Origin of the sequence: Rhodanobacter lycopersici, assembly GCF_040812335.1 — a bacterium.
Taxonomy (GTDB): Bacteria; Pseudomonadota; Gammaproteobacteria; order Xanthomonadales; family Rhodanobacteraceae; genus Rhodanobacter_A; species Rhodanobacter_A lycopersici.
In genome coordinates, this window is the sequence record NZ_JBFOHK010000001.1 from 1225207 (window position 1) to 1248045 (window position 22839).

Below are 22839 nucleotides of genomic sequence, written 5' to 3' on the forward strand. Positions count from 1 at the left end.
GCGCGATATCCTTATTGCGTCTTCAGCAAACGGGCCGGCACGATGCGGCAGGCGCGCCACGCCGGGAACAAGGCCGCCAGCAAGGTGGCGCACACCGCCAGCACGAAGGTGGCGCCGAGCATCGCACCATCCATGTGCGCCAGCGCGGCATACGGCACCGGCTGCTGACGCACGATCCACAGGCCGAAGATGGCCAGCAACAGGCCCAGCGCACCGCCGGCCACGCCCACCAGCGCCGCTTCCACCAGCAGTTGTGCGAATACCGAGCGCTTCGATGCACCCATGGCACGGCGCACGGAGAGTTCGCCGCCCCGGCGCAGGAACTTCACCAGCAGCATCGCCACCGTATTGACCAGGCATACCAGCAGGAAGCCCAGCGCCAGCAGGGTTTGCAGTTGCACGCTGCCCGGCACCACGTGGTTGTAGTCCAACCACGCCATCACGTCGCGCAAGCGCGTGTTCGGCGGCCGCACAAAGCGCCCCAGGGCTTTCTGCTGTTCCGAATAATTGACGAGGAACTCGCGATAAGCCACCACTTGCTGCGGCGTGTCCAGCTGCACCCAGAAGTCCATCCAGACGCAACTGCTCGCCTTGCGCAAATCGCCGTCGATCGGAAATTTTCCCCAGCAACTCATGCTGTTGGCCCCGCTCAGCTTCAGATCCAGCCCCGTCTGCAGCGACAGGAACACCTGTTCCGGCTCGCTGGTGTAATTGCCCATCCCGAGATCGTAGAAATGCGGCGACGGGTTCCAGGGATCGATCACCCCAACGATGCGGAAGTCGTACTTGCCCAGTTGCAAGGTCCGGCCCACCGCATGCGGCGTGCCGTAGAGCTTGTCGGCGAGGTCGCGCGAAATCACTGCCACATGTGAACGCCGCTCGTCGTCGTTCGCGGTCCATCCACCACCATCCACGAACGGCACGTCGAACATGGTGAAGAAATCGGCCGTGGTGGAACGCGCCGGGACGAAAAAGGCATGCGATGCGCCCTGCGGCGGCACCACGGTCACCCGCCCACCCGTCATCGCCGCCTGATGCACGCCGTTGCCCGCATGCAACAGATTCATCGCATCGATCCACGTCAGTTGATCCGGCGGATCGGGTGTCGTGTTGTCGCTGTCCATGGGGCGCGGATCGACCTGCGGATAGAACAACTGCCCGCTGCGCCCCGGTATCGGATCCGCCGTCATCACGTGCAGCACCGTGATCATCGTCATGCTCGCACCGATGCCCAGCGCAATGGCCAGCACCATCAGCGCGGTGAGCATCTTGTTGCGCTTCAGGCTGCGCAGGGCCAGATCCAGGTAATAGCCGAACATTCAAACGCTCCCCTGTTGCAATCCCTTCCGCGGAAGGGGGTCGGGCGGGGATCCGGCCCAAGAGGAACGTCCCGTTCCATCCGGATCCCCGCCCACCCTTTCAACACCTTCGCCCGTTGCCCCAAGGAACCCTCACACGCTGCGCGTCGCCACCACCGGCGGCACCCGCGATGCACGCAGCGCGGGCGACAGCACGGCGAACTGGCCGAGCAGCAACATCAGCGCCGCGCCATACGGCAGGTAGGTCCACGGCAGCCGCGTCAGTTCATAGTGATGCATCAGCCACAGGTTGATCGCGTAGGCCAGCACCATGCCGAGCAGGATGCCGGCCCCCACCACGAGCAGGTTCTCCAGTTGCACGTCGCGCAGGATGTTGGCACGCCGTGCGCCCAGTGCGCGGCGGATGCCGATCTGCCGTGTGCGCTGCTGCACCCAGTAGCTGGTCAGGCCCATGATGCCGACCACGGTCACCAGCAGCACGATCAGGCTGACGCCGGACAGCAGCCATACCGCAGCCTTCGATTGCGCCAGCATGTGGTCACGCAGGCTGCCGTACGACTCGTAGGTGGGATCCATGCCCTGGATCATGTCGGGACCGAGTTCGCGCGTGATCGTGGCCTTGACCGCCTTGAGCACGCTGTCCGCTTCCGCGGCCGAACGCGACCGCACCGCGAATATCGGCACCGGCCAGTTCGACGGGATGCCGGGGAACAGCAGGCTGTAGTCGATGTCCTCGCGGTCGTCCTGGCCGAACTTGTTGCGCATCAGGTGCTCGACCACGCCGATCACCGTGCGCTGTCCCGCATCGGGCTGGTCGCCGATGCGCACCACGTGGCCCAGGGCATCGCCACCGGGGAACAGGCGATCCGCCAGCGCGCGCGTGATGATCACCGGCCCGCTCGCGTCGAGACCGATGTTTTTGTAAGCCACGGCTTCCTCGGTGGCACTGAAATCGCGCCCCGCCACCAGCTTCAGGCCCAGCGTGTCGCGCAGATGGGTACCGATGTAGACCGCGGCGCTGGCCCTGGCCGGATGGGCGCCCTCCCCCAAGACGTTGCCGTTCATCTGCGCCATGGTTTCCATCGGGAAGCTGCCGGCCACGCTGGCCGAGGTCACGCCGGGGATGGCGCGCAGCTCCGACACGACCTGGTTGAGCCGGCTGCTCGGCCAGGGCTGGCCGCGCGGCGCGATGTTCCATGCCACGACCAGGCGATCCGGATTCCCCACGCCATCCGGCGTCACGATGGGCACCAGTTTCTGCTGCAGCAGGAACAGCGCGTTGCACGCGATGGCGCAGGCCAGCGCCACCTGCAGCACAACCAGCAGCGGCATCATGCGGTGGCGGAACAGTGGCTTGATGATGTGTCGCATGGCAGCCCCCTTACGCGATCTTGATCTGCAACGCCGGCGGCTGTCGGCACACGCGCCACGCCGGCAGGATACCGACCAGCAGGCCCACGCCCACCGAGAGCGCGAACAGGATCGCGAACACGCCGGGGCTGAAACGGGCGGCGTCCGCGTAACTCACCGGCTGCATGCGCACGATCCACAGGCCCAGCCAGGTCAGCGGCAGCGCCAGCACGCCACCGATCAGGCCCAGCAACCCGGTTTCCACCAGGTGCTGCACGAACACGTCGCGCTTCGACGCGCCCAGCGCGCGGCGGATCGCCACGTCGCCCTGCCGGCGCAGGAAGCGCGCGGCCAGCAGGCCAGCCACATTGACCAGGCACAGCAGCAGAAACCCGCCCGCCAGCATCAGGTTGAGGTGCACGTCGTCCGGCACCACATGGTTCAAGGTCATCCACGCCTGCGTGCCATACAGCTTCGCCTGCGGCGGATAGACGAAACGTCCCGCGTCGTGCTGGGCATCCGCATAGCCGGCGAGGAACCGGCCGTAGTCGCCCACCTGCGCCGGCGTGTCCAGCCGCACCCAGGTTTCCATCCAGCGGCACTGCGCCACCGCCGCCGACTGGAAGCTGACCACCGGCGCATCCTTGCCGCACTCGCCCGCGATGAAGGGCCCCACGCCCGCGTCCAGCGCGGCCTGCGCCGGCACGAAGAAGTTCTCGTCCTGGCCCATCACGCTGCCGCCGTTCTGGGCCAGATTGAAGATCTGCACGCGCGGCTTCCACGGCGCAGATACCCCGATCACGCGGAAACTGCGCTGCCCCAGCATGATGCTGCGGCCGACGGCGTCCTCGGTGCCGAACAGCTTCTGCGCCATGTGTGCGTCGATCACCAGCACCGGCGCGTTCGCGGCCTGTTCGGCCTCGGTCCACGGGCGCCCATGGCGCAGCGACACTCCAAGAGTCTGCACCACCGGCCCATAAGCCATCAGGCCATACGCCTGTTCGGACTTCTTGCCGTCCGGGTCGCTCAATGGCGTGAGGCTCTGCGCGACCGCCACCTGCTGCACGGCGCGATGCGCGTCCACCAGGGCCTTGGCATCGGCCAGCTTGAGCAGGCTGTCCGGCCGCTTGTAGTCGGGATTGTCCTTGTCCACCGCCTCGCGTGCGTCCATCGTCGCCACGTAAAGGTACGGGCTGACGCCCGGCACCGGCGCGCCGGACAGCGCACGGAAAATGGTCGTCGCCGTCATGCACGCAGCGATGCCGATGGCCATGGTCAGCACCAGCAGCAACACCATCGGCACGCTCTGCCGGCAGCGGCGCAGGGCCAGGCGCAGGTAGTAATCGAACATTCCATCCCTCCCAGATTGAACTCCCCGCAAGCGGGAGAGGCCATGCCTTGCTCTCCTCTCCCGATTGCGGAAAAGGCCACGTCTCGCTCCCCTCTCCCGCTTGCGGGAGAGGAGTTGGGGAAGAGGGTCCACAGCCAGCGCGCGACGCCTCGCTCCGCCCGTACCCTCTCCCGCCCTCTCAGGCACCCTCCCCGGAAGGGGGAGGGGAAAATCAGACCGACCTCGTTGCCACCACCGGCGGCACCGCCGCCGCGCGCAGCGCGGGACCGAGCACGGCGAGCTGGCCGAGCAGCCACAACACCACGGCACCCACGAGAAGGTACGCCGGAGGCAGGTGCGGCAGCTCGTAGAACTTCATCAGCGCCACGTCGAACGCGTAGGCGAGCAGCACGCCCAGTGCGATGCCCATGCCGACGATGAGGAAGTTCTCGATCTGGAAGTGACGAAGGATGTCGCGTCGCGTGGCGCCGATGGCGCGCCGGATGCCGATCTGCTTGCGCCGTTGCTGCACCCAGTAGCCGGTGAGTCCGACGATGCCCAATGCGGTGATCGCCAGCAGCGCCGCCATCGTGCCCATCAGCATGTCGGCCGTGGCCCGGTCCGACCGAAAATGGCGATGGCGCAAGTCGCCGAGAGTGCCGGTGTGCTCGTCGTCCACCGTGGCATCCGGCGCCAGCGTGGCCATCGCGGCGCGTGCCTTGCGCAGCACCTCGCTCACCCGTGCCGGATCGGCGCGCAGCAGGTACTGGCCGGCCAGCATGGGGCCGGAGCGTTGCGGGGTGAAGATCGCATTGCCCACCGAGGCGTCGTCGCGTGGCATGTCCTGGATCAGCTCCCGCGCCACGCCGATCACCCGGAAGCCGCCGCTTCCGTGGCAACACCAGAGAACCTTGCCCAGCGGGTCGGCGTGCGGCCACAGGCGATCCGCCAGCGACCGGGTGATCACCGACTGCACGATGGTGGCGTCGTCCGGTACGACGTCGCTGTCCCGCGGCAATCGCCCGGCCGTCAATTCGACGCCGAGCGTGGCCAAGGTACCCGCGTCGCCGAAATAGAAGCTGGTGGAGTACGAACCGAGCTTCCCCTCGCGATCCGGCGAGGTGCTTTCCCCTCCGGCACCCAGGAAAGGCAGTCCGCTGATCAGGTCGACCGACTGCACACCGTCGATCCTGCGCAAGCCGTCCACCACGCGCGCATTGAGGTCGTCCGCGCGCTGGCGATCGAAATTGTCGAGGGTGACCACCGCAAGCGCAGGTTCGTCGATGCCGCTGCGGATATGCATCAGGCTCCATTTCCCGGCCACGATGAAGCAGGCGTTGCACAGCACGGCGCAGGCCAGCGCGATCTCCAGCACGATCAATGCGGTCGTGAAGCGGTGATGGCGCAGTGCGCGAAGGATGGGGCGAATGGGCATGGCCATCTCCTCAAAGCGTCTTCAACTGGAAACCGATCGGCACGCGGCTGGCGCGCAGGGCCGGCAGCACGCCCGCCAGCAGGCTGGCGGCGACCGACATCGCGAAGGTGCCGAAGAACATGGGCAGGTCCAGATGCGCCAGGTCGGCATAGGCCACCGGCTGCTGGCGCACCATCCACAGCCCCAGCAGGGTCAGCAGCCAGCCGCCCACGCCGCCGAGCAGGCCGATCAGGGCCGCCTCCACCAGACACTGCGTGAACACGGCGCAGCGGCTGGCACCCATCGCGCGCCGCACGCCGATCTCGCCGGAGCGGCGCAGAAACCTAGTCAGCAGCAGTCCCACCGTGTTGACCAGACAGATCAGCAGGAAGGCCTGCGCCATCCAGGCTTGCATGCGCACGGTGCCGGGAACCACCCGGTTCCATTCCAGCCACTGCATCAGGCTTTGCAGGCGCGTCTGGTCGCTGGTGTAGCGGCCCTGCCGTTTCTGCTGCTGTGCATATCCCTTCAGGAACCCGGCGTAGTTCCGGACCTTGGCCGGGCTGGAAAGCTGCACCCAGAGGGAAAGCCATGCGCATGGGTCGGTTTGCATGGACTTCCCGTCCGCGCCCATGTCCCAGCAGAAATGCACGGGCATGACGGGCGTCTGCCCCGCGAAGATGTCCAGGCCGGTGGCAAGAGGCGCGTAGATGTCTTCCGGATCGTTGTAGAAACTCTCGGTGTCGCCGTGCCGGTAGCGTCCATTCCAGATGTCGTAGAAGCGCGGCGCGGGCCGCCACGGCGCCAGTACGCCCACGATGCGCACGTCGCTGTCGCGCAGGCGAAGGCTCCGGCCCACGCTGTCCGCTCCGCCGAACAGCCGATCGTTGAGCGCGGACGAGATCACCGCCACCCGTGCATGCGACTCCTCGTCCGTCGATGCCCACGGGCCGCCATAACGGAACGGCACATCGAACATCGGGAAAAAGTCGCTGGTGGTGAGCAACATCTGCCGCGGCAACGGCGGCTCGCCCGAACCTTCCACCTGCACCTTCACCGGGCTGCCCGCGACCAGCGTCTGGCGGTCGGCACGATGCGCGCTCCACAGGTCCATCGCGGAGCGGTAATCCATCGCACTGGTCGGCTCGTGAACCAGTCGCGGCGGCATCGTGGGATTCAACTGCGGGTGATAGAGCGTCGCGCTGTGTTCCGGCACCGGATCGCCCGACAGCAGATGCGCCACCGTCAGCGTGGTCATGCTGGCACCGATGCCCACAGCCAACGCCATCACCATCATGGCGGCAAGCGCCTTGCTCCGCCTGAGGCTGCGCAGCGCGAGATCAAGGTAGTAGCCGAACATTCCATGCCTCCTTGTTGGACTCTCCCCTCCCGCAAGCGGGAGAGGCCACATCACTCCCTTCTCTCACTTGTGGAGAGGGGAGCAAAAGCTCACACGCTGCGCGTCGCCACCACCGGCGGCACCTGTGTGGCGCGCAGCGCCGGCGACAGCACGGACAGCTGGCCCAGCGCCCATAGCACCGCCGCGCCGATCGGCAGGTACCACAGCGGCAGGCGCCGCAATTCGTAGTGCGTCATCAGCAGCAGGTTCAGGCCGATCGCCAGCAGGACGCCCAGCACGACACCGGCCGTGACGATCAGGAAGTTCTCGGCCTGGAAGTAGTGCAGGATGTCGCCGCGCGTCGCTCCTATCGCACGACGTATGCCGATGGAGCGCGTGCGCTGCTGCACCCAGAAGTTCGCCAGCCCCGCGATGCCCAGCGCGGTGACGAACAGCAGGCCCAGCGCCGAGGCGATCAGCAGGCCGATCATGGTGGTGTCGCGCTGGAAATAGGCGTCGCGAATCTGTGAGTAGGTTTGCACTTGATCCGGGTCGATGACGCGTGTGGGATCAACCCTGAACAGCGCTGCCTCCGCTGCCTTCAAGATGCGATCGCGATCACCCGGTGCGCTGCGTAGCACATAGATTTCGCTGGTGCTGTCTGGCAACTGCGGCGTGATAACGCTCATGTAGCCATCCCCCATGCCATGCAACTCCGGACGCGCCAAGGTGGCGACAACACCAACCACCTGCAAGGCATTGCCGCCCAGGATCATCACCTTGCCGAGTGCATCCTGTTCCGGATAAAGCCTGTCGGCCAGCTCGCGACTGATGATCGCGACGGACGGATTGCTTTTTGCCGTGTATTCCCCCGGAAGGAAATCACGCCCCGCCACCAGTTGCAGCCCCAGCGTGCGGAGCAGGCCGGGCGTACCATCGTAAAAACTGGACAACGGGCAATCGCCCCCCTTGAACAACGACGACGTGCGCATCGCCTGATCGAACACCTGCTGACTGGGGCACGCGGGGCCAAACGAGTCGTTACGGTTCAACGGCAACGCACTGCTCACCGCCACGGCGGATTCCACGCCGGGAATCGCACGCAATGCCGCGAGGTCGGTTTCGTGCAATGCCTGCGCGTTCTGCTTGGTGTCGGTGCCGATGCTCTGGATCGTTGACAGCCCGCTTTCAGCAATGCCTGTAGGCATCGAAACATCCGCGATGCGGTTGGCGATCATGAAAGCCACGTTGCAAACGATGGCGCAGGTAAGCGCCACCTGCAGCGTCAGCAGCATGGCCGTGAGTTTGTGGTGGCGCAGGGTGGAAAGAATCGGTCGGAGCTGCATGGCGGCCTCCTTTCAAAGCGTCTTGAGTTGCAGCACGGGCGCCAAGCGGCAGGCCCGCCACGCGGGAAGCAGGCCAGCCATCGTGCTGGCGAAAACCGCAAACGCCAACGTCACCAGCAGCATCGAGGCATCCATGTGCGCAATGTGGGCGTAGTCATCGGGTCGATGCCGCACACTCCACAGTCCGAGTTCCGCGATCAGCACGCCAAGCACGCCGCCGGCCACGCCAATGACTGCCGACTCGATGCCGAACTGCACGAAGATGTCACGCCGCCGCGCACCCAAGGCGCGGCGCACGCTGATCTCGCCGCTGCGGCGCAGGAACTTCGCCAGCAGCAAGGCCACGACATTCACTATGCACACGAGCAGGAAACCCAGCGCCAGCCACATTTGCAGGCGCACGTCGCCAGGCACGAGGTTTTCGTGCGCCAGCCAGCCCATCAGGCTGTACAACTTGGCGTTGGTTGCCGGCCGCTGGAATCGGCCCAGCGATTTCTGCTGCGCGGAGTAGTCGACCAGGAACTGCTTGTACGCAGCCGCCTGCATGGGCGTGTCGAGTTGCACCCAGAACTGCAACCATGCAGTGGTTGCGCTGCGCATGTCGCCATTGGGCGTTTTTCCCCAACTGTCCGCGCTGCCGTCGGTGTTCAAATTCAAATCCACTGCCGTGGAAAGCGGCAGAAAGAACAGGTCGCGATCGCTGTACCTCTTGGCCCTGCTGTCGGCATAGAACAGCGGTGACGGTTGCCAGTCGGTGGTGACACCGATCACGCGAAAATCGTTCTCGCCAAGCCTGACCATCTTGCCGATGGCATCGGCGCTGCCGAATAGCCTGCGCGCGAGCGAATCGGCCAGTACCACCACGTGCGCACTGGCCGCGTCGTCAGCCGCGCTCCAGCTGCTGCCGCGCTCAAATGGCACGCCGAACATGGCGAAGAAATCCGCCGTGGCGTAGCGACCACTCACATAGAACGTTCGCAAACCCGCAGCCACCGGGCGTACCAGCAAGTAACCTGCCGCCATCGCCGCCTGCCGCCGGGCACGATGCGCCTTGAGCAAGGCCATCGCATCCGGCCAGGTGAGGTGGTCGGAGGGGTCATGACCATTGGCGAAAAAGTTGCCCTTGAGCGGCAACGGATTGAGATGCGGCACATACAGCTGCGCGCTGCGCTCCGGCATCGGATCGTCCGTCATCACATGCAGTACCGTGAGCATGGTCATCGACGCACCGATGCCCAGGCCGATTGCCAGCACCATCAGGCCGGTGAGGATCGGCGTGCGCCTGAGGCTGCGCAGGGCCAGGTCGAGGTAATAACCGAACATCCGTCACTCCTTCATTTCGTGTCCTGTAGGAGTGCACCCTGTGCGCGAATGCTCTGGCGCTTGATCGAAACCAAAAGCAATCGCGCACAGGGTGCGCTCCTACACCGACCGAGTAGCCACCACCGGCGGCACGCGCGAAGCGCGAAGCGCCGGCGACAGCACCGACAACTGGCCCAGCACCCACAGCACCAGTGCACCGATCGGCAGGTACCACAGCGGCAGGCGCGGCAGTTCGTAGTGCGTCATCAACAGCAGGTTCAGCGTCACTGCCAGAAGTACCCCCAGCACGATGCCGGCGCTGACGATCAGGAAGTTCTCGGTCTGGAAGTAGCGCAGCACGTCGGCGCGGGTGGCGCCGATGGCGCGGCGGATGCCGATGCTGCGCGTGCGCTGCTGCACCCAGAAATTCGCCAGGCCCGCAATGCCCAGCGCGGTGACGAACAGCAGGCCAAGCGCCGAGGCGATGAGCAAACCGATCATGGTGGTGTCGCGCTGGAAATAGGTGCGGCGGATCTGCGTGTAGGTCTGCATCTGCTTGGGATCGATGATGCGGTTGGGGCTGGCCTGGAGCAGCGCGGCCTCCGCGGCCTTGAGCACACGCTGGCGATCCTGCGGCGCGCTGCGCAGCACATAGGTGACACTGGAGTCGTCGGGGCGCTGCGGCCAGATCATGCTGTCGCCGTCCACGCCGGGCTTGTCCAAGGCCGGCCGCAGCAGGGTATCCACGATGCCGACGATGCGGATGAAGTTGTCGCCGTCGTACATGCTCTGCCCCAGCGCCGGTTGCCCCGGATACAGTTTCTCCGCCAACGCGCGCGTGACGATCGCCACTGCGGGCTTGCCCTTGCTCACGTACTCGTCCGGCAGGAAATCGCGCCCCGCCACGAGATGCAGGCCCAGCGTGGCGATCAGGCCCGGCGTACCGTCGTACGAGGCAGGTTGCACGCAGCCGCTGCCATCGATCGAATTGCGCTGCATCGCCCGGTCCAGCGCCTGCTTGCTGGGGCAGATGCCGCTCGACGACTCGCTCTGGTTCAGCGGCAGCGAATAACTGACCGCCACCGCGGAACGCACCCCGGGAATCGCGCGCAGGGCCGTCAGATCGGCCACATGCCGCGCCTGCACATTTTCGCCTTTTTCGATGCCTCTGCTGTGGATCGCCGACAGCTCGTTCTCGGCGATGCCGGTGGGCACGCTGATGCGTTGCACGCGCTGGGCCACCATGAAGGCCACGTTGCAGACGATGGCGCAGGTGAAGGCCACCTGCAGGGTCAACAGCACGGCGGTGAGCTTGTGGTGATGCAGGGTGGAAAGGATCGGTCGGATCTGCATGGTCAACCTCGTGGTGCGCTTGAGCCGTCGTTCCGGCGCAGGCCGGAACCCGGTGACGGCATGGCCTGGGCAGGCGTGGGCGTCACTGGATCCCGGCCTGCGCCGGGATGACGGACATGAGGAGTCGGAATGCGCCGCGCCATCACGTCGTCTTCAGCTGCAACGCCGGCGCCACCCGGCAAGCACGCCATGCCGGCAGCAGGCCGGCCAGCACGCTGGCGGCGACGGCCAGCGCCAGTGTGCCCAACAGCATCGGCACGTCCATCTGCGCCAGCTTCGCGTAGTCGTCCGGGCGCTGGCGGATGCTCCACAGGCCGAGTTGCGCGATCGCCAGGCCCAGCGCGCCGCCGGCCACGCCGATCAGCGCCGACTCGATACCGAGCTGCACGAAGATGTCGCGCCGCCTGGCACCCAGCGCACGGCGCACGCTGATCTCGCCAGTGCGACGCAGGAACTTCGCCAGCAGCAGCGCCACGATGTTGACCATGCACACGAACAGGAAACCCAGCGCCAGCCACAGTTGCAGGTCCACGTCGTCGGGCACCAGGTTTTCGTGCGCCAGCCAGCCCATCAGGCCGTACAGCTTCGCGTTGGTGGGCGGCCGCTGGTAGCGACCCAGCGCCTTCTGCTGCGCGGAGTAATCCACCAGGTATTGGCGATACGCCGCGACTTGCGCCGGCGTGTCCAGTTGCGCCCAGTACTGCAGCCAGGTCATGTTGGCGCTGGTCAGCGAGTTATCGTCACCATGGACCCAGCCGGATCGATTGCCGCTGGTCTGCAAGTCCTGGGCTACCGCCACCGACAAAGGCAGGAAGAACAAGTCGGCGTCGCTGTATTGGGTGCCGGTCTGGTCGGCATAGAACAGCGGCTTCGGCGCCCAGTCGGCAGTAACGCCAACCACGCGGAAGTCGTGTTCGCCCAGGTGCACCGTCTGGCCCACCGCATCGGCCGCGCCGAACAACTTGCGCGCCAACGTGTCGCTCAGCACCACCACTTGCGCGCCGGCCACGTCGTCCGCCGCACTCCAGCCGCTGCCGCGCTCGAACGGCACGCCGAACAGCGCGAAGAAATCCGCCGTCGCATAGCGCCCCGCTACGTAGAACGGCCGCAAGTCCGCGCGCGCCGGACGCAGCAGCAGTGAGCCGCCCGCCATCGCCGCCTGCCGCACGGCGCGATGCGCTTTTAGCAGCGCCATCGCATCGGGCCAGGTCATGTCGTCGGTGGGGTCGGGGCTGTCGCCGCGCCGCTTGTGGTCCAGCGGCAAGGGATCGAGGTGCGGCGTGTACAGCTGCGCGCTGCGCCCCGGCAGCGGATCGTCGGTCATCACATGCAGCACCGTGAGCATGGTCATCGATGCGCCGATGCCCAGGCCGATCGCCAGCACCATCAGGCCGGTGAGGATGGGCGTGCGTTTCAAGCTGCGCAGGGCCAGGTCGAGGTAGTAGCCGAACATTCCGTCCCTCCTTGATTGAACTCCCCTCTCCCGCTTGCGGGAGAGGGGTTGGGGGAGAGGGTTCGGCCAGCGCGCGACGCCTCGCTCCGCCCGTACCCTCTCCCGCCCTCGCGGGCCCCCTCCCCCGGAGGGGGAGGGGGAAATCACACCGAGCGCGTCGCCACCACCGGCGGCACCGCCGCCGCGCGCAGCGCGGGGCCGAGCACGGCGAGCTGGCCCAGCACCCACAGCGCGATCGCGCTGACCGGCAGGTAATACCAGGGCATGCGCGCGATCTCGTAACGCTGCATCAGGTACAGGTTGATGCCGAAGGCCAGCACCATGCCCAGTACCACGCCGGCTGTACCGAGCAGGAAGTTCTCGGTCTGGAAGTACTGCAGGATGTGGCTGCGGGTGGCGCCCACCGCGCGGCGGATGCCGATCTGCCGGCGTCGCTGGCCGACCCAGAAGCTGGTGAGGCCGACGATGCCGAACGCGGTCACCGCCAGCATCACCACGCACACCAGCAGCAGCATCCACGCCATGCTGCGGGTGTTGGCGAAATAGTCGCCGCGCATGCCGGCGTAGGTCGCGCCCTGCACCACCGCGCCCGGTTCCAGCCGACCCAGTATCTGCATCGCCTCGCGCAGGACGCGCGTGCGGTCCTGCGGCGCACTGCGCAGCAGGTAATCGCCCATCGCTCCGTCCGGGTGCAGCGGGAAGAACACGCTGGAATAGCGGCCGCCCGGCCCGCTGAACTTCGGGTCCTGCGCCAGCACGTCCGCCACCACGCCGACCACCGTCCAGCTCAGGTCATTGGTGTAGAGGGTCTTGCCCAGGGCGCTCTGCCCCGGCCACAAGCGCTGCGCGTCGCTCTGCGTGACCAGCATGACGTGGCCGGTGGAGTTGAAGTCCTTGAAGCCGCTGTCGGCGTACTCGTCGGCGTTGAAGAAACGCCCTTGCAGCAGGCGCAGGCCCATCGCCTGCTCGCCGCCGCTGCCGAGGAAATAGATCGAGGTGTTCACCGTGGTCTTGCCGTCCGGCGTCGTGGTGAAGTCCGACAGCGCGGGGTTCTGGTCCAGCGGCATGCTGGTCGCGGCGGCCACAGCCGTTACCCCGGCGACGCCGCGCAGGGCGGCGAGGTCGCGCGGGATGTCGCTGGCGGCAAGCTTGGGATCGGCACCGTTCACGGTGATCACGGTGAGACCCTGCTCGTCGATCGCGTTCGGCCAGTGGATATCGGCCATGCGCTGGCCGATCATGAACACCGCGTTGCACAGCACGGCGCAGGCCAGCGCGATCTCCAGCACGATCAGCGTGGCCGGGATGCGGTGCTTGCGCAGGCTGGCGAGTATCGGACGGACTTCCATATTCATCTCCTCAACTGGCCTTGAGCTGCGGGGCGGGCGCCACCACGCAGGCGCGCCAGGCGGGCAGCAAGCCGGCGACCAGGCTGGCCACCAGCGCCACCACGAAGGTGAACAGGAACATCGGCAGGTCCAGGTGGGCGAGGCCGGCGTACTGTGCCGGCTGGTGGCGGATGCCCCATAGCCCCAGCTCGGCAAAGACCAGCCCCAGCACGCCACCGGCCACGCCCACGATGGCGGCCTCGACCATGAACTGGGCGAAGATCGCGCCGCGCGAGGCGCCCAGCGCGCGGCGCACGCCGATCTCGCGCGAACGGCGCAGGCATTTCGCCAGCAGCAGGCCCACCGTGTTCACCACGCAGATCAGCAGGAAGCCGAACGCCAGCCCGGTCTGCAGGCGCGCATCGTCCGGCACCACGTGCTCGCTGCGCAGCCACTGCATCAACCCCGACAGGGCCGTGCGGGATTTCTGGAAACGCCCCAGCGCCACTTGCTGCCGCGCGTAGTTGGCGAGGAACAGCCGGTAGGCCGAAACCGCGGAAGCATCGGGCAGCTCCACCCACACGCCCAGCCAGATCGCCGGCGAGGTTTCCAGATGCTCCATGCTGGAACCGGGGCCATAGGACATCATCGTGCTCGGCCCGATACAGTCGGCGCGCGCGCCCAGCAGCGGCATGAACACCCCCTCGCCCTTGCCGTAATCGCGGCTGCCCAGGTGCAGGGCGTAGAAACGCGGCTGCGGCGCCCAGGGCTTGAGCACGCCGATGATGCGGAAGTCGTGGTCCTCGATGCGGATCATCCGGCCCACGCTGTCCGTGCCGCCGAACAGCTTGTCGTTGAGGAAGCTGGCGATCACCACGACCTGCGCACGGCTGTCGTCGTCGGCCGCGCTCCAGCCCGCGCCGTACTGGAACGGCGCGTCGAACATCGGGAAGAAGTCCGCCGTGGTCATCACGCCGTCCGCATAGAACGGCTTGCCCTCCTGCGTCTTCGGCGCCACCTTGACCTGCGACAACGCCACCGCGGTCTGCCGCCGTGCCTTGCCGGCATGCAGCAGGTTCATCGCATCGACATAGCTCATCAGGAACGGCAGCCGCTTGCCGCTGCGCGAAAAGGGCTGATCCGCGGGATAGGGATCCACCTGCGGATAGAACAGCTGCGCGCTCTTCTCAGGCAGCGGATCGCCGGACAGCAGCCGCAGCACCGTCAGCGTGGTGATCGTGGCGCCAATGCCCAGCGCCAGCGCCAGCACCATCAGCGTGGTGAGCACCTTGTGCCGCCGCAGGCTGCGTATCGCCAGATCGAGATAGTAACCAAACATCACGTCCCCTCCCCAATGCCGCCGTTTTGTAGGAGCGGCTTCAGCCGCGATGCTTCTTGCCCTTTCGTAATGCCGTACAAGAGCATCGCGGCTGAAGCCGCTCCTACAGATTCCCCGTTCGTCACACCGAGCGCGTCGCCACCACCGGCGGCACCGCCGCGGCGCGCAGCGCGGGGCCGAGCACGGCGAGCTGGCCGATGATCCACAGCACCAGCGCGCCGACCGGGAAATAGATGCCCGGCAGCCGCGGCAGTTCGTAATGCATCATCAGGAACAGGTTGATGCCGTAGGCCAGCGCCATGCCCAGCACGATGCCGAACGTGGCGAGCAGGAAGTTCTCGGTCTGGAAGTAGCGCAGGATGTCGCCGCGGGTGGCGCCAAGCGCGCGGCGCACGCCGATGGTGCGGCGGCGCTGCCCCACCCAGAAGCTGGCCAGGCCGACGATGCCCAGCACGGTGACCGTGAGCAGGGCCACGATCACACCGACCAGGATGCCGGCCATCGCGCGGTCGTTCGCGAAGAACGCATGGCGCGCCTCGTCGTAGGTGCGCTTCACCAGCACCACGCGGTTGGGGTCGAGCTGCTTGAGCGTGGCCACGGCAGCCTTGAGCACGGCGTCGCGATCCTGCGGCGCGGTGCGAATGACATAGCCGGAGCCATCAGCCACGGTCATGCGTATCGGCCACACCGTGCTGTATTCCACGCCCTGGCCCAGGTTGTTCGGCCGCGCCAGACCGGCCACCACGCCAATGACCCGGAACGGCAGGCCCTTGCCGACGTAGATCGTCTGGCCAAGCGCGTCCTTGCCCGGCCACAACCGCTTGGCCAACGCCTGGGTGACGATGATGGTCGAAGGCAGGTCCTTCAGGTCGCCATTGTGCAGATCGGCGATGACGGTCTCGAAATCGGCGTATTCGTCGTGCTGGAAGTCGCGCCCTTCCAGCAAGCGCACCCCCAGCGTGGACAGTACGCCTTCGCCGTAATACGTCGTGGCCTCGAGCGTGTCCTGCTGCTGTTCCTGGCTCAACCTGATGCCGCTGTTCGACGATCCGCCGTCGCTGAAGGGCAGCTGGTTGATCACCGCCACCTGCTTCGCGCCGGGGATCTGCCGCAGCGCGGCCAGGTCGGTCAGCGACTGCGCCATGGCATCCGGGCTCTTGCCGATATGGCCAAGCTTGATCTGCACCAGCTCGTGTTCGGCGATGCCGCTGGGCAGGTTCATGCGCTCAAGCCGCTGGCCGATCAGGAACACCGCGTTGCACACGATGGCGCAGGTCAACGCGATCTCCAGGACCAGCAGCCACGCGGTGGTCTTGTGCCGGCGCAACGTCGAGAGTATCGGTCGCAGTTCCATGTCAATTGCTCTTCAATTGGAGGGCAGGCGCCACCTGGCAGGCGCGCCACGCAGGCAGCAGGCCGGCCAGCAGACTTGCGGCCAGCGCCAGCACGAAGGTGTCGAGCAGCATCGCGGGGTCGATGTGCGCCAGTGCCGCGTATTCCGCCGGCTGCCGACGCACCAGCCACAAGCCGGCCAGCGCGAGCAGCAGGCCGCCGATGCCACCGACCAGGCCGACCACACCGGACTCCACCAGCAGTTGCGCGAACAGGGCGCGCCGCGAGGCGCCAAGCGCACGGCGCACGCTCAGCTCGCCCGCGCGGCGCAGGAATTTCGCCAGCATCAGGCCCACGGTGTTCACCAGGCACACCAGCAGGAAGCCGAACGCCAACCCGGCCTGCAGGCGCACGTCGTCGGGCACGACCTGGTTGTAGTCCAGCCACTGCATCACGTTGCGCAGTTGCACGTTCGGCGGTCGCTGGAAGCGTCCCAGCGCCTTCTGCTCCTGCGAGTAATGGACGAGGAAGTCCTTGTACGCGGCCGCCTTCGCCGGACTGTCCAGTTGGACCCAGAACTGCAGCCACACGCAGGGCGAGTTGTGGTCGGGGGTGTTCCCGCCGCCGCCGTTGCCCCAGCAGTTGACGCTGCCGTCATGGGACATGCCCAGGTCCTGCGAGGTCGACAGCGGCACGAACACACCCTCGTTCTCGTCGTAGCTCTTGCGGTTCAGATCGTAGAAATTCGGGTTGGGGTTCCAGTCGCCGACCACGCCGACGATGCGGAAGGCCACGCCATCCAGCCGCAGCGTCTTGCCGGTGCTGTCGCCACCGCCGAACAGCCGGGTGTTGAACCGGCTGCTGATCACGGCGACGCGGGCATGCGCCTCGTCGTCCGCCGCATCCCAGGCATGGCCGTACTCGAACGGCACGCCGAACATCGGGAAGAAACCGTTCGTGGTGTAGCGCGCAACCTCGTAGAACGGATCGAGTGTGGAGTTGTCCGGCTGCACCGCCACGCTGCCGCCGGTCATCAGCGCCTGCCGGTCCGCGCGCTTCGCCTGCAGCAGGTTCATGCCGTCGACCCAGGTCACCTGGTCCATCGGCTCCGTCTTGCCGGGCAGGTAACCCAGGCCGTCGCGCGGGTCGATCTGCGGGTAGTACAGCGTGTCGCTGCGCCCCGGCAACGGATCGCCCGACAGCACGTGCAGCACGGTGAGCGTGGTCATCGACGCGCCGATGCCCAGCGCGATCGCCAGCACCATCAGCGCGGTGAGCGCCTTGTTGCGCCTGAGGCTGCGCAGGGCCAGATCGAGGTAATAGCCGAACATGTCGTCGCTCCCAGGTTTTGCACTCCCCTCTCCCGCTGGCGGGAGAGGGAATAAAACGAAAGCTCACACGCTGCGCGTCGCCACCACCGGTGGCACGTTCGACGCGCGCAGCGCGGGGCCAAGCACGGCAAGCTGGCCGATGATCCACAGCGTCACGGCACCCACCGGGAAGTACCAGCCCGGCAGGCGCCCCAGTTCGTAATGCAGCATCAGCAGCAGATTGAGGCCATAGGCCAGCACCATGCCCAGCACGATGCCGAGCGTGGCAATCAGGAAGTTCTCGGTCTGGAAGTAGCGCAGGATGTCGCTGCGCATCGCCCCGATGGCGCGACGGATGCCGATCTGCCGGCGACGCTGCGCCACCCAGAAACTGGCCAGGCCACCGATGCCGACCGCGGTGACGATCAGCAGCAGCAGGCACACGCCCACCAGCATCCACGCCATTGCGCGGTCGTTGCGGTAGTACTCGTCGCGCGCGGCTTCCAGCGTGTTGGCGTACTTGGACGAGATCAGTCGCAGCGGGCCGTCGGTTTTCAACGCCTGCAGAGCAGCTCGGATTACCGCATCGCGTTGCGACGCGTCCTTCACGCGCAACAGATAGGTGCCTTGCGCGTACGACAAGTTCACCGGGAACAGCATGGCGTATTCGTAGGACTCCGCTGGCCCGTAATCCCGCGGTTGCACCAGCCGATCCACCACGCCCACGACGCGGTTGGTGCCGAAGGCATAGATCACCTTGCCTGCCGCCGATTGCCCCGGAAAGAAATGCTCGGCCATTGCGCGGGTGATGATGACCGGCACGGTGGCACCCTCGCCTTCCAGTTGTTCGTCGCTGACGAATTCGTCCGGCTTGAACCAGCGCCCATCGACCAGCTTCAGGCCCAGCGTGCCGGCCAGTTGCGCGTTGCCGAGGTATTGAGTCACCGTGGTGGTCGGCGCATTGGGTGCATCGGTGAGACCGACGCCAGTGCCGTTGAACGAGTTGCCGAACAGGGTCTGATTGACGATGGACACATCGGCCACACCGGGGATGGCACGCAGCGCGGCGAGGTCGGTGCGCGTCTGCGCCATGGTCGCCTCGGCCAAGCCGGACGCGATGCTGCCCACGCGCACTTGCACAATATGCGCTTCATCGGCGCCGCTGGGCCGGTGCATGCGCTCCAGCCGCGTGCCGATCAGGAACAGCGCGTTGCAGACCACCGCGCAGGAGAAGGCGATTTCCAGCACCAGCAGGCACACCGCGATGCGGTGGCGGCCAAGCGCGCTGAGGATATGGCGAAAGTGCATGGGCGCTCCCCTAATTCGACTTGATTGCGACGGCGGGCGCCACCTGCATTGCCCGCCATGCAGGCAGCAGGCCGGCCAGCAGGCTGCTCGCCAGGGCCAGCACGAACGTGCTCAGCAGCATGCGCAGATCCATGTGGATGAACGCCGCGTAGTCGGTGGGCTGGTGGCGCACCAGCAGCATGCCAAGGCCGGCCAGCGCCAGCCCGAACATGCCGCCGACCAGGCCCACCACGCCGGCCTCGATCAGGCATTGCAGGAAAATCGCGCGCCGCGATGCGCCCAGCGCGCGGCGCACGCCAAGCTCGCTGCTGCGACGCAGGAACTTCGCCAGCAGCAGGCCCACGGTGTTGAGCAGGCAGATGCCGAGGAAGCCCAGCGCCAGCCACATCTGCAGGCGCACGTCGGAGGGCACCACGCCCTTGAAGTCCAGCCATTGCATCACGTCCTGCAACTGGGGGGAGCCGGAGTGATGGAAGCGACCCGCCTGCTGTTGCAGGGCGATGTAGTTGCCGAGGTATTGGCGGTAGGCCGACACCTCGGCGGGCGTGTCCAGCTCCACCCAGTACTGAAGCCACAGACAAGGCGCGTCCGCGGCAAGCGAGTCGGGGGCGTTGCTCCAGCAGCTTATGCTGCCGCTGGTGGAAAGCTTCATGTCCAGCGCGGTGGACAGCGGCATGAATACCTGCTCGCTGTCGCCGAAGGTGCCATTGCTCATGTCGTAGAAGCGCGGGTTCATGTCCCATTCGCCCAGCACACCGACGATCTGCAGCGACTGGTTGCCCACCAGCAAAGTCTGGCCGACGCTGTCCTTGCCACCGAACAGTTGCTCGTTCAACTCGCTGGAAATCACGGCGATGCGTGCGCGGCTGGCATCGTCGCTGCGGCTCCATGCGTGACCGTAACGCAGCGGTACGCCGAACATGGGAAAGAAGTCGGCGCCGGTGTAGCGCGCCGGCACTCTCAACGGATCACCCTGCGCCGGCGTAACCACCACTCCGCCAGCGGACATGGCTGCTTGACGGGCACCTCGCGCATCGCGCAGCAGGGCCTCGGCATCACGCCGGGTGAGATTGTCGGGCACGTCGTGGCGAACCTGGAAATGGTCGTCGGGAACCACGTTCATGCGCACGCGGAACAACTGCGCGCTCTTCTGCGGGATCGGGTCGCCCGACAGCACGTGCATCACCGTCAACGTGGTCATGCTGGTGCCGATGCCCAGCGCGATGGTCAACACCATCAGCGCCGTGAGCACCTTGTTGCGCTTGAGGCTGCGCAGGGCGAGATCGAAGTAATAGCCAAACATGCCGCACTCCTTCATTGATCTTCCCCCTCCTTGCGGAGAGGCCTCACATCACTCCCCTCTCCCGCAAGCAGGAGAGGGGAGCTGAGCATTCACACGCTGCGCGTCGCCACCACCGGCGGCACCGCCGCCGCACGCAATGCAGGCCCAAGCACGGCAAGCTGGCCGAGTACCCACAACGCGACCGCACCGATCAGCAGGTAATGCCCCGGCAGGTGGGCCAGCTCGAAGCGGTGCATCAGGAACAGGTTCAGCGCATAGGCGAACAGCATGCCCAGCAACACGCCACCACTGACGATCAGGAAGTTCTCAGCCTGGAAGTAGTGCAGGATGTCGCCGCGGGTGGCCCCCAGCGCGCGCCGCATGCCGATCTGCCTCCTGCGCTGCTGCACCCAGAAGCTGGCCAGCCCGCTCACGCCCAGCGCGGTGACCACCAGCAGGATCAGCATGATCGCCACCAGCATGCGGCCGGCTGCGAGGTCGCTCTTGAAGTAGTTTTCGCGCAGCTCGGCCATGGTGTACAGCTTGCTTTGCACGTGGCCTGGGTTGGCTTTTTGCAAGGCGGCGGCGGCGGCCTGCAGCACCCGTGGCAACTGTCTGGAGTCGCGTGCGCGGATCATGAAGCCGCCGCCCATGTCCTGCGGCCCCACCTGGTACTCGATCACCACCGAATAGTCGTCGGAGCTTCGCCCGGTGAGCTCGCCGCGCAGATGATCGATGACGCCTACCACGCGCTCGGCGGTGGTGCCGTCGTAGAGCATCTTTCCCAGCGCATGGCCGTCCGGGAAAAGCTTCGATGCCAGGGCTTGCGTGATCAGCACGGGCAGCTCCTTGATCTGCCCCCACTGGCTGGCATCGGGCAGTTCCTCGGACGTGAAATTCCGCCCCTCGACGATGCGCACGCCCAGCGTATCGCTCAACCCCTGGCTGCCCTCGAACTCGTAGGCCTGGGCAACCGCGTGCGAACGGTCCGGGTCGAGGAATACCGGCGAGGTGCTCGCGTACCACAGCGGCGGACCGCCGTAGGCCGCTGTCGCCACGCCCGGCGTGCCGCGCAACGCGGCGAGGTCGCCGGCAAGCGACCCGCGGCTGTCCTGGCCAATGACGCCGATACTCTGGATCAGCCCGATCTGGCTCTCCGCCACGCCGGTGGGCACGTGCGAACGCCGGATGGTGCCGTAGACGATAAAGACCAGGTTGCCGAGCACGGCCATGGTCAGCGCGATCTCCAGCACCAGCAGGATCACCGCGGTCTTGTGGCTGCGCAGCGCGGCGAGGATGGGGCGTATCTGCCGGTGGATTCTCATAGCGACTTCACCTGCAGGGCGGGAGCCACGCGCGACGCGCGCAGGGCGGGCCATATCCCGGCAGCCAGCGCCGACAGCACCGCCAGCGCCAGTGCCACGCCCAGCATGGAGGGATCGAAATGCGCGGACGCGGCAAAACTCACCGGCTGCTGCCGCACCATCCACAGGCCCAGCCAGGCCAGCGGCAGGCCGAGTAACCCGCCGGCCACGCCCACCACGCCGGCCTCCACCAGGCATTGCGTGAACACGTCGCGGCGCGAGGCGCCCAGCGCGCGGCGCACGCCGATCTCGCCCGACTTGCGCAGGAACTTCGCCACCATCAGGCCCACGGTGTTGACCATGCAGATCAGCAGCACGCCGAAGGCGATCCAGGTCTGCATGCGCACCGTCACCGGGATCACGTGCTTGTAGTCCAGCCAGTCGAGCAGGCCGCGCAGGCGCACGTTCGGCGCACGCTGGAAGCGGCCCAGTTGATGCTGCTGCGCGCTGTATTGCGTGAGCGCAGCGCGGTAATCCGCCACCTGCGCCGTCGTATCCAGTTGTACCCAGAACTGCGCCCAGGTGCATTGCGGCGCCTTGGGATCGTGCGTACCCGCGTTCGGGTCGTTGCCCCAGCAGTCCATCGGGCCGTAGCCGTAATCCTGCGGCAGGTCCAGCCAGGTGAAGAATGGCAGGTACATCTGCTCGCTCTTGCCGAAGGCCCCGCCGTTCAAATCGTAGAAACGCGGTTGCGGGTTCCAGTCGTCGACCACGCCTGCCACGCGGAAGGTCTTGGTGGCGATCAGCAGGGTCTTGCCCACGCTGTTCTCGCCGCCGAACAGCTTCTGGTTCATCGCCCGCGACAGCACCACAACCTGCGTATGGTTCGCGTCGTCCTGCGCCGACCAGGCGGAGCCGTAGAGGAAGGGCACGCCGAACATCGCGAAAAAGTCGGCGGTGGTGGCGCGGTCGGTGTACATCGCCAGCGGACTGTCCGGCGCATCCTTGCCCACCGGCAGCCAGTTGCTGCTCATCACCGCGCGGCGCGGCGCGATGCCGAGCTGGTAGAGATTCGCAGCATCGATGTAGGTCAGGTCGTCCGGCGGCTCGTCCTTCGCGCCCGGCAAGTCGGCCGGCCGCGGGTCCACCTGCGGGTGGAACAGCACGTCGCTGCGCCCCGGCAGCGGATTGCCCGACAGGTTGTGCAGCACCGCCAGCATGGTGACCGAGGCGCCGATGCCCAGCGCGATCGCCAGCATCATCAGCGCCGCCAGCACCTTGTGGCGCCTGAGGCTGCGCAATGCGAGTTCCAGGTAGTAACCGAACATTTCCTCTCCCTTGACCGTCTCCTCCCCCACGCGGGAGAGGCCAACCACCACTCCCCTCTCCCGCCTGCGGGAGAGGCCATGCCTTGCTCCCCCTCGCCCGCT

The 22839-nt window shown here is 66.6% G+C and carries 17 protein-coding genes; all 17 read right to left on the minus strand.

From position 1 onward, the window contains the following. Positions 1–11: 11 nt before the first annotated feature. Positions 12–1319, minus strand: coding sequence for an ABC transporter permease (locus tag ABQJ54_RS05560; protein WP_367853272.1), 1308 nt, complete (start codon positions 1317–1319; stop codon positions 12–14). A gap of 132 nt (positions 1320–1451) precedes the next feature. Continuing rightward, positions 1452–2690, minus strand: a complete 1239-nt coding sequence (locus tag ABQJ54_RS05565; RefSeq protein ID WP_367853273.1) for an ABC transporter permease — start codon at positions 2688–2690, stop codon at positions 1452–1454. Positions 2691–2700: 10 nt separating this feature from the next. Next, positions 2701–4020, minus strand: coding sequence for an ABC transporter permease (locus tag ABQJ54_RS05570; protein WP_367853274.1), 1320 nt, complete (start codon positions 4018–4020; stop codon positions 2701–2703). A gap of 211 nt (positions 4021–4231) precedes the next feature. Then, positions 4232–5434 (minus strand): ABC transporter permease, encoded by a 1203-nt coding sequence (locus ABQJ54_RS05575; RefSeq protein WP_367853275.1) that lies wholly within the window; start codon positions 5432–5434, stop codon positions 4232–4234. A 10-nt stretch (positions 5435–5444) separates the two neighbouring features. Continuing rightward, on the minus strand, positions 5445–6773 hold the full coding sequence (locus tag ABQJ54_RS05580; RefSeq protein WP_367853276.1) for an ABC transporter permease: 1329 nt from the start codon (positions 6771–6773) through the stop codon (positions 5445–5447). An 89-nt stretch (positions 6774–6862) separates the two neighbouring features. Further along, the gene (locus ABQJ54_RS05585; RefSeq protein ID WP_367853277.1) at positions 6863–8047 is read right to left on the minus strand and encodes an ABC transporter permease; all 1185 of its coding nucleotides are present in this window, start codon (positions 8045–8047) and stop codon (positions 6863–6865) included. A 63-nt stretch (positions 8048–8110) separates the two neighbouring features. After that, a complete protein-coding gene (locus ABQJ54_RS05590) occupies positions 8111–9421 on the minus strand; it encodes an ABC transporter permease (protein WP_367853278.1) in 1311 nt (436 codons plus the stop codon). 99 nt (positions 9422–9520) lie between these two features. After that, the gene (locus tag ABQJ54_RS05595) at positions 9521–10753 is read right to left on the minus strand and encodes an ABC transporter permease (RefSeq protein WP_367853279.1); all 1233 of its coding nucleotides are present in this window, start codon (positions 10751–10753) and stop codon (positions 9521–9523) included. 142 nt (positions 10754–10895) lie between these two features. Next, positions 10896–12206 (minus strand): ABC transporter permease, encoded by a 1311-nt coding sequence (locus ABQJ54_RS05600; RefSeq protein ID WP_367853280.1) that lies wholly within the window; start codon positions 12204–12206, stop codon positions 10896–10898. 143 nt (positions 12207–12349) lie between these two features. Continuing rightward, complete coding sequence (locus tag ABQJ54_RS05605) at positions 12350–13555, minus strand: ABC transporter permease (RefSeq protein ID WP_367853281.1); 1206 nt, start codon at positions 13553–13555, stop codon at positions 12350–12352. Positions 13556–13565: 10 nt separating this feature from the next. Further along, positions 13566–14873, minus strand: a complete 1308-nt coding sequence (locus ABQJ54_RS05610) for an ABC transporter permease (RefSeq protein WP_367853282.1) — start codon at positions 14871–14873, stop codon at positions 13566–13568. 121 nt (positions 14874–14994) lie between these two features. Beyond that, a complete protein-coding gene (locus tag ABQJ54_RS05615) occupies positions 14995–16227 on the minus strand; it encodes an ABC transporter permease (protein ID WP_367853283.1) in 1233 nt (410 codons plus the stop codon). Between the two features lies 1 nt (position 16228). Next, entirely contained in the window at positions 16229–17536 is a 1308-nt protein-coding gene (locus ABQJ54_RS05620) for an ABC transporter permease (RefSeq protein ID WP_367853284.1), read from the minus strand. Between the two features lie 63 nt (positions 17537–17599). Then, entirely contained in the window at positions 17600–18823 is a 1224-nt protein-coding gene (locus ABQJ54_RS05625; RefSeq protein ID WP_367853285.1) for an ABC transporter permease, read from the minus strand. A gap of 10 nt (positions 18824–18833) precedes the next feature. Beyond that, positions 18834–20126: an ABC transporter permease gene (locus ABQJ54_RS05630; protein ID WP_367853286.1), complete on the minus strand. Its 1293-nt coding sequence runs from the start codon at positions 20124–20126 to the stop codon at positions 18834–18836. 89 nt (positions 20127–20215) lie between these two features. Beyond that, positions 20216–21430, minus strand: a complete 1215-nt coding sequence (locus ABQJ54_RS05635) for an ABC transporter permease (RefSeq protein ID WP_367853287.1) — start codon at positions 21428–21430, stop codon at positions 20216–20218. Beyond that, on the minus strand, positions 21427–22737 hold the full coding sequence (locus ABQJ54_RS05640; protein ID WP_367853288.1) for an ABC transporter permease: 1311 nt from the start codon (positions 22735–22737) through the stop codon (positions 21427–21429). The genes ABQJ54_RS05635 and ABQJ54_RS05640 overlap by 4 nt, the downstream gene beginning before the upstream one ends. Positions 22738–22839: the final 102 nt, after the last annotated feature.

Coding starts and splice junctions, on each gene's coding strand:
- ABQJ54_RS05560 (WP_367853272.1), bottom strand. CDS start 1,319: ATGTTCGGCTATTACCTGGATCTGGCCCTGCGCAGCCTGAAGCGCAAC.
- ABQJ54_RS05565 (WP_367853273.1), bottom strand. CDS start 2,690: ATGCGACACATCATCAAGCCACTGTTCCGCCACCGCATGATGCCGCTG.
- ABQJ54_RS05570 (WP_367853274.1), bottom strand. CDS start 4,020: ATGTTCGATTACTACCTGCGCCTGGCCCTGCGCCGCTGCCGGCAGAGC.
- ABQJ54_RS05575 (WP_367853275.1), bottom strand. CDS start 5,434: ATGCCCATTCGCCCCATCCTTCGCGCACTGCGCCATCACCGCTTCACG.
- ABQJ54_RS05580 (WP_367853276.1), bottom strand. CDS start 6,773: ATGTTCGGCTACTACCTTGATCTCGCGCTGCGCAGCCTCAGGCGGAGC.
- ABQJ54_RS05585 (WP_367853277.1), bottom strand. CDS start 8,047: ATGCTGCTGACGCTGCAGGTGGCGCTTACCTGCGCCATCGTTTGCAAC.
- ABQJ54_RS05590 (WP_367853278.1), bottom strand. CDS start 9,421: ATGTTCGGTTATTACCTCGACCTGGCCCTGCGCAGCCTCAGGCGCACG.
- ABQJ54_RS05595 (WP_367853279.1), bottom strand. CDS start 10,753: ATGCAGATCCGACCGATCCTTTCCACCCTGCATCACCACAAGCTCACC.
- ABQJ54_RS05600 (WP_367853280.1), bottom strand. CDS start 12,206: ATGTTCGGCTACTACCTCGACCTGGCCCTGCGCAGCTTGAAACGCACG.
- ABQJ54_RS05605 (WP_367853281.1), bottom strand. CDS start 13,555: ATGGAAGTCCGTCCGATACTCGCCAGCCTGCGCAAGCACCGCATCCCG.
- ABQJ54_RS05610 (WP_367853282.1), bottom strand. CDS start 14,873: ATGTTTGGTTACTATCTCGATCTGGCGATACGCAGCCTGCGGCGGCAC.
- ABQJ54_RS05615 (WP_367853283.1), bottom strand. CDS start 16,227: ATGGAACTGCGACCGATACTCTCGACGTTGCGCCGGCACAAGACCACC.
- ABQJ54_RS05620 (WP_367853284.1), bottom strand. CDS start 17,536: ATGTTCGGCTATTACCTCGATCTGGCCCTGCGCAGCCTCAGGCGCAAC.
- ABQJ54_RS05625 (WP_367853285.1), bottom strand. CDS start 18,823: ATGCACTTTCGCCATATCCTCAGCGCGCTTGGCCGCCACCGCATCGCG.
- ABQJ54_RS05630 (WP_367853286.1), bottom strand. CDS start 20,126: ATGTTTGGCTATTACTTCGATCTCGCCCTGCGCAGCCTCAAGCGCAAC.
- ABQJ54_RS05635 (WP_367853287.1), bottom strand. CDS start 21,430: ATGAGAATCCACCGGCAGATACGCCCCATCCTCGCCGCGCTGCGCAGC.
- ABQJ54_RS05640 (WP_367853288.1), bottom strand. CDS start 22,737: ATGTTCGGTTACTACCTGGAACTCGCATTGCGCAGCCTCAGGCGCCAC.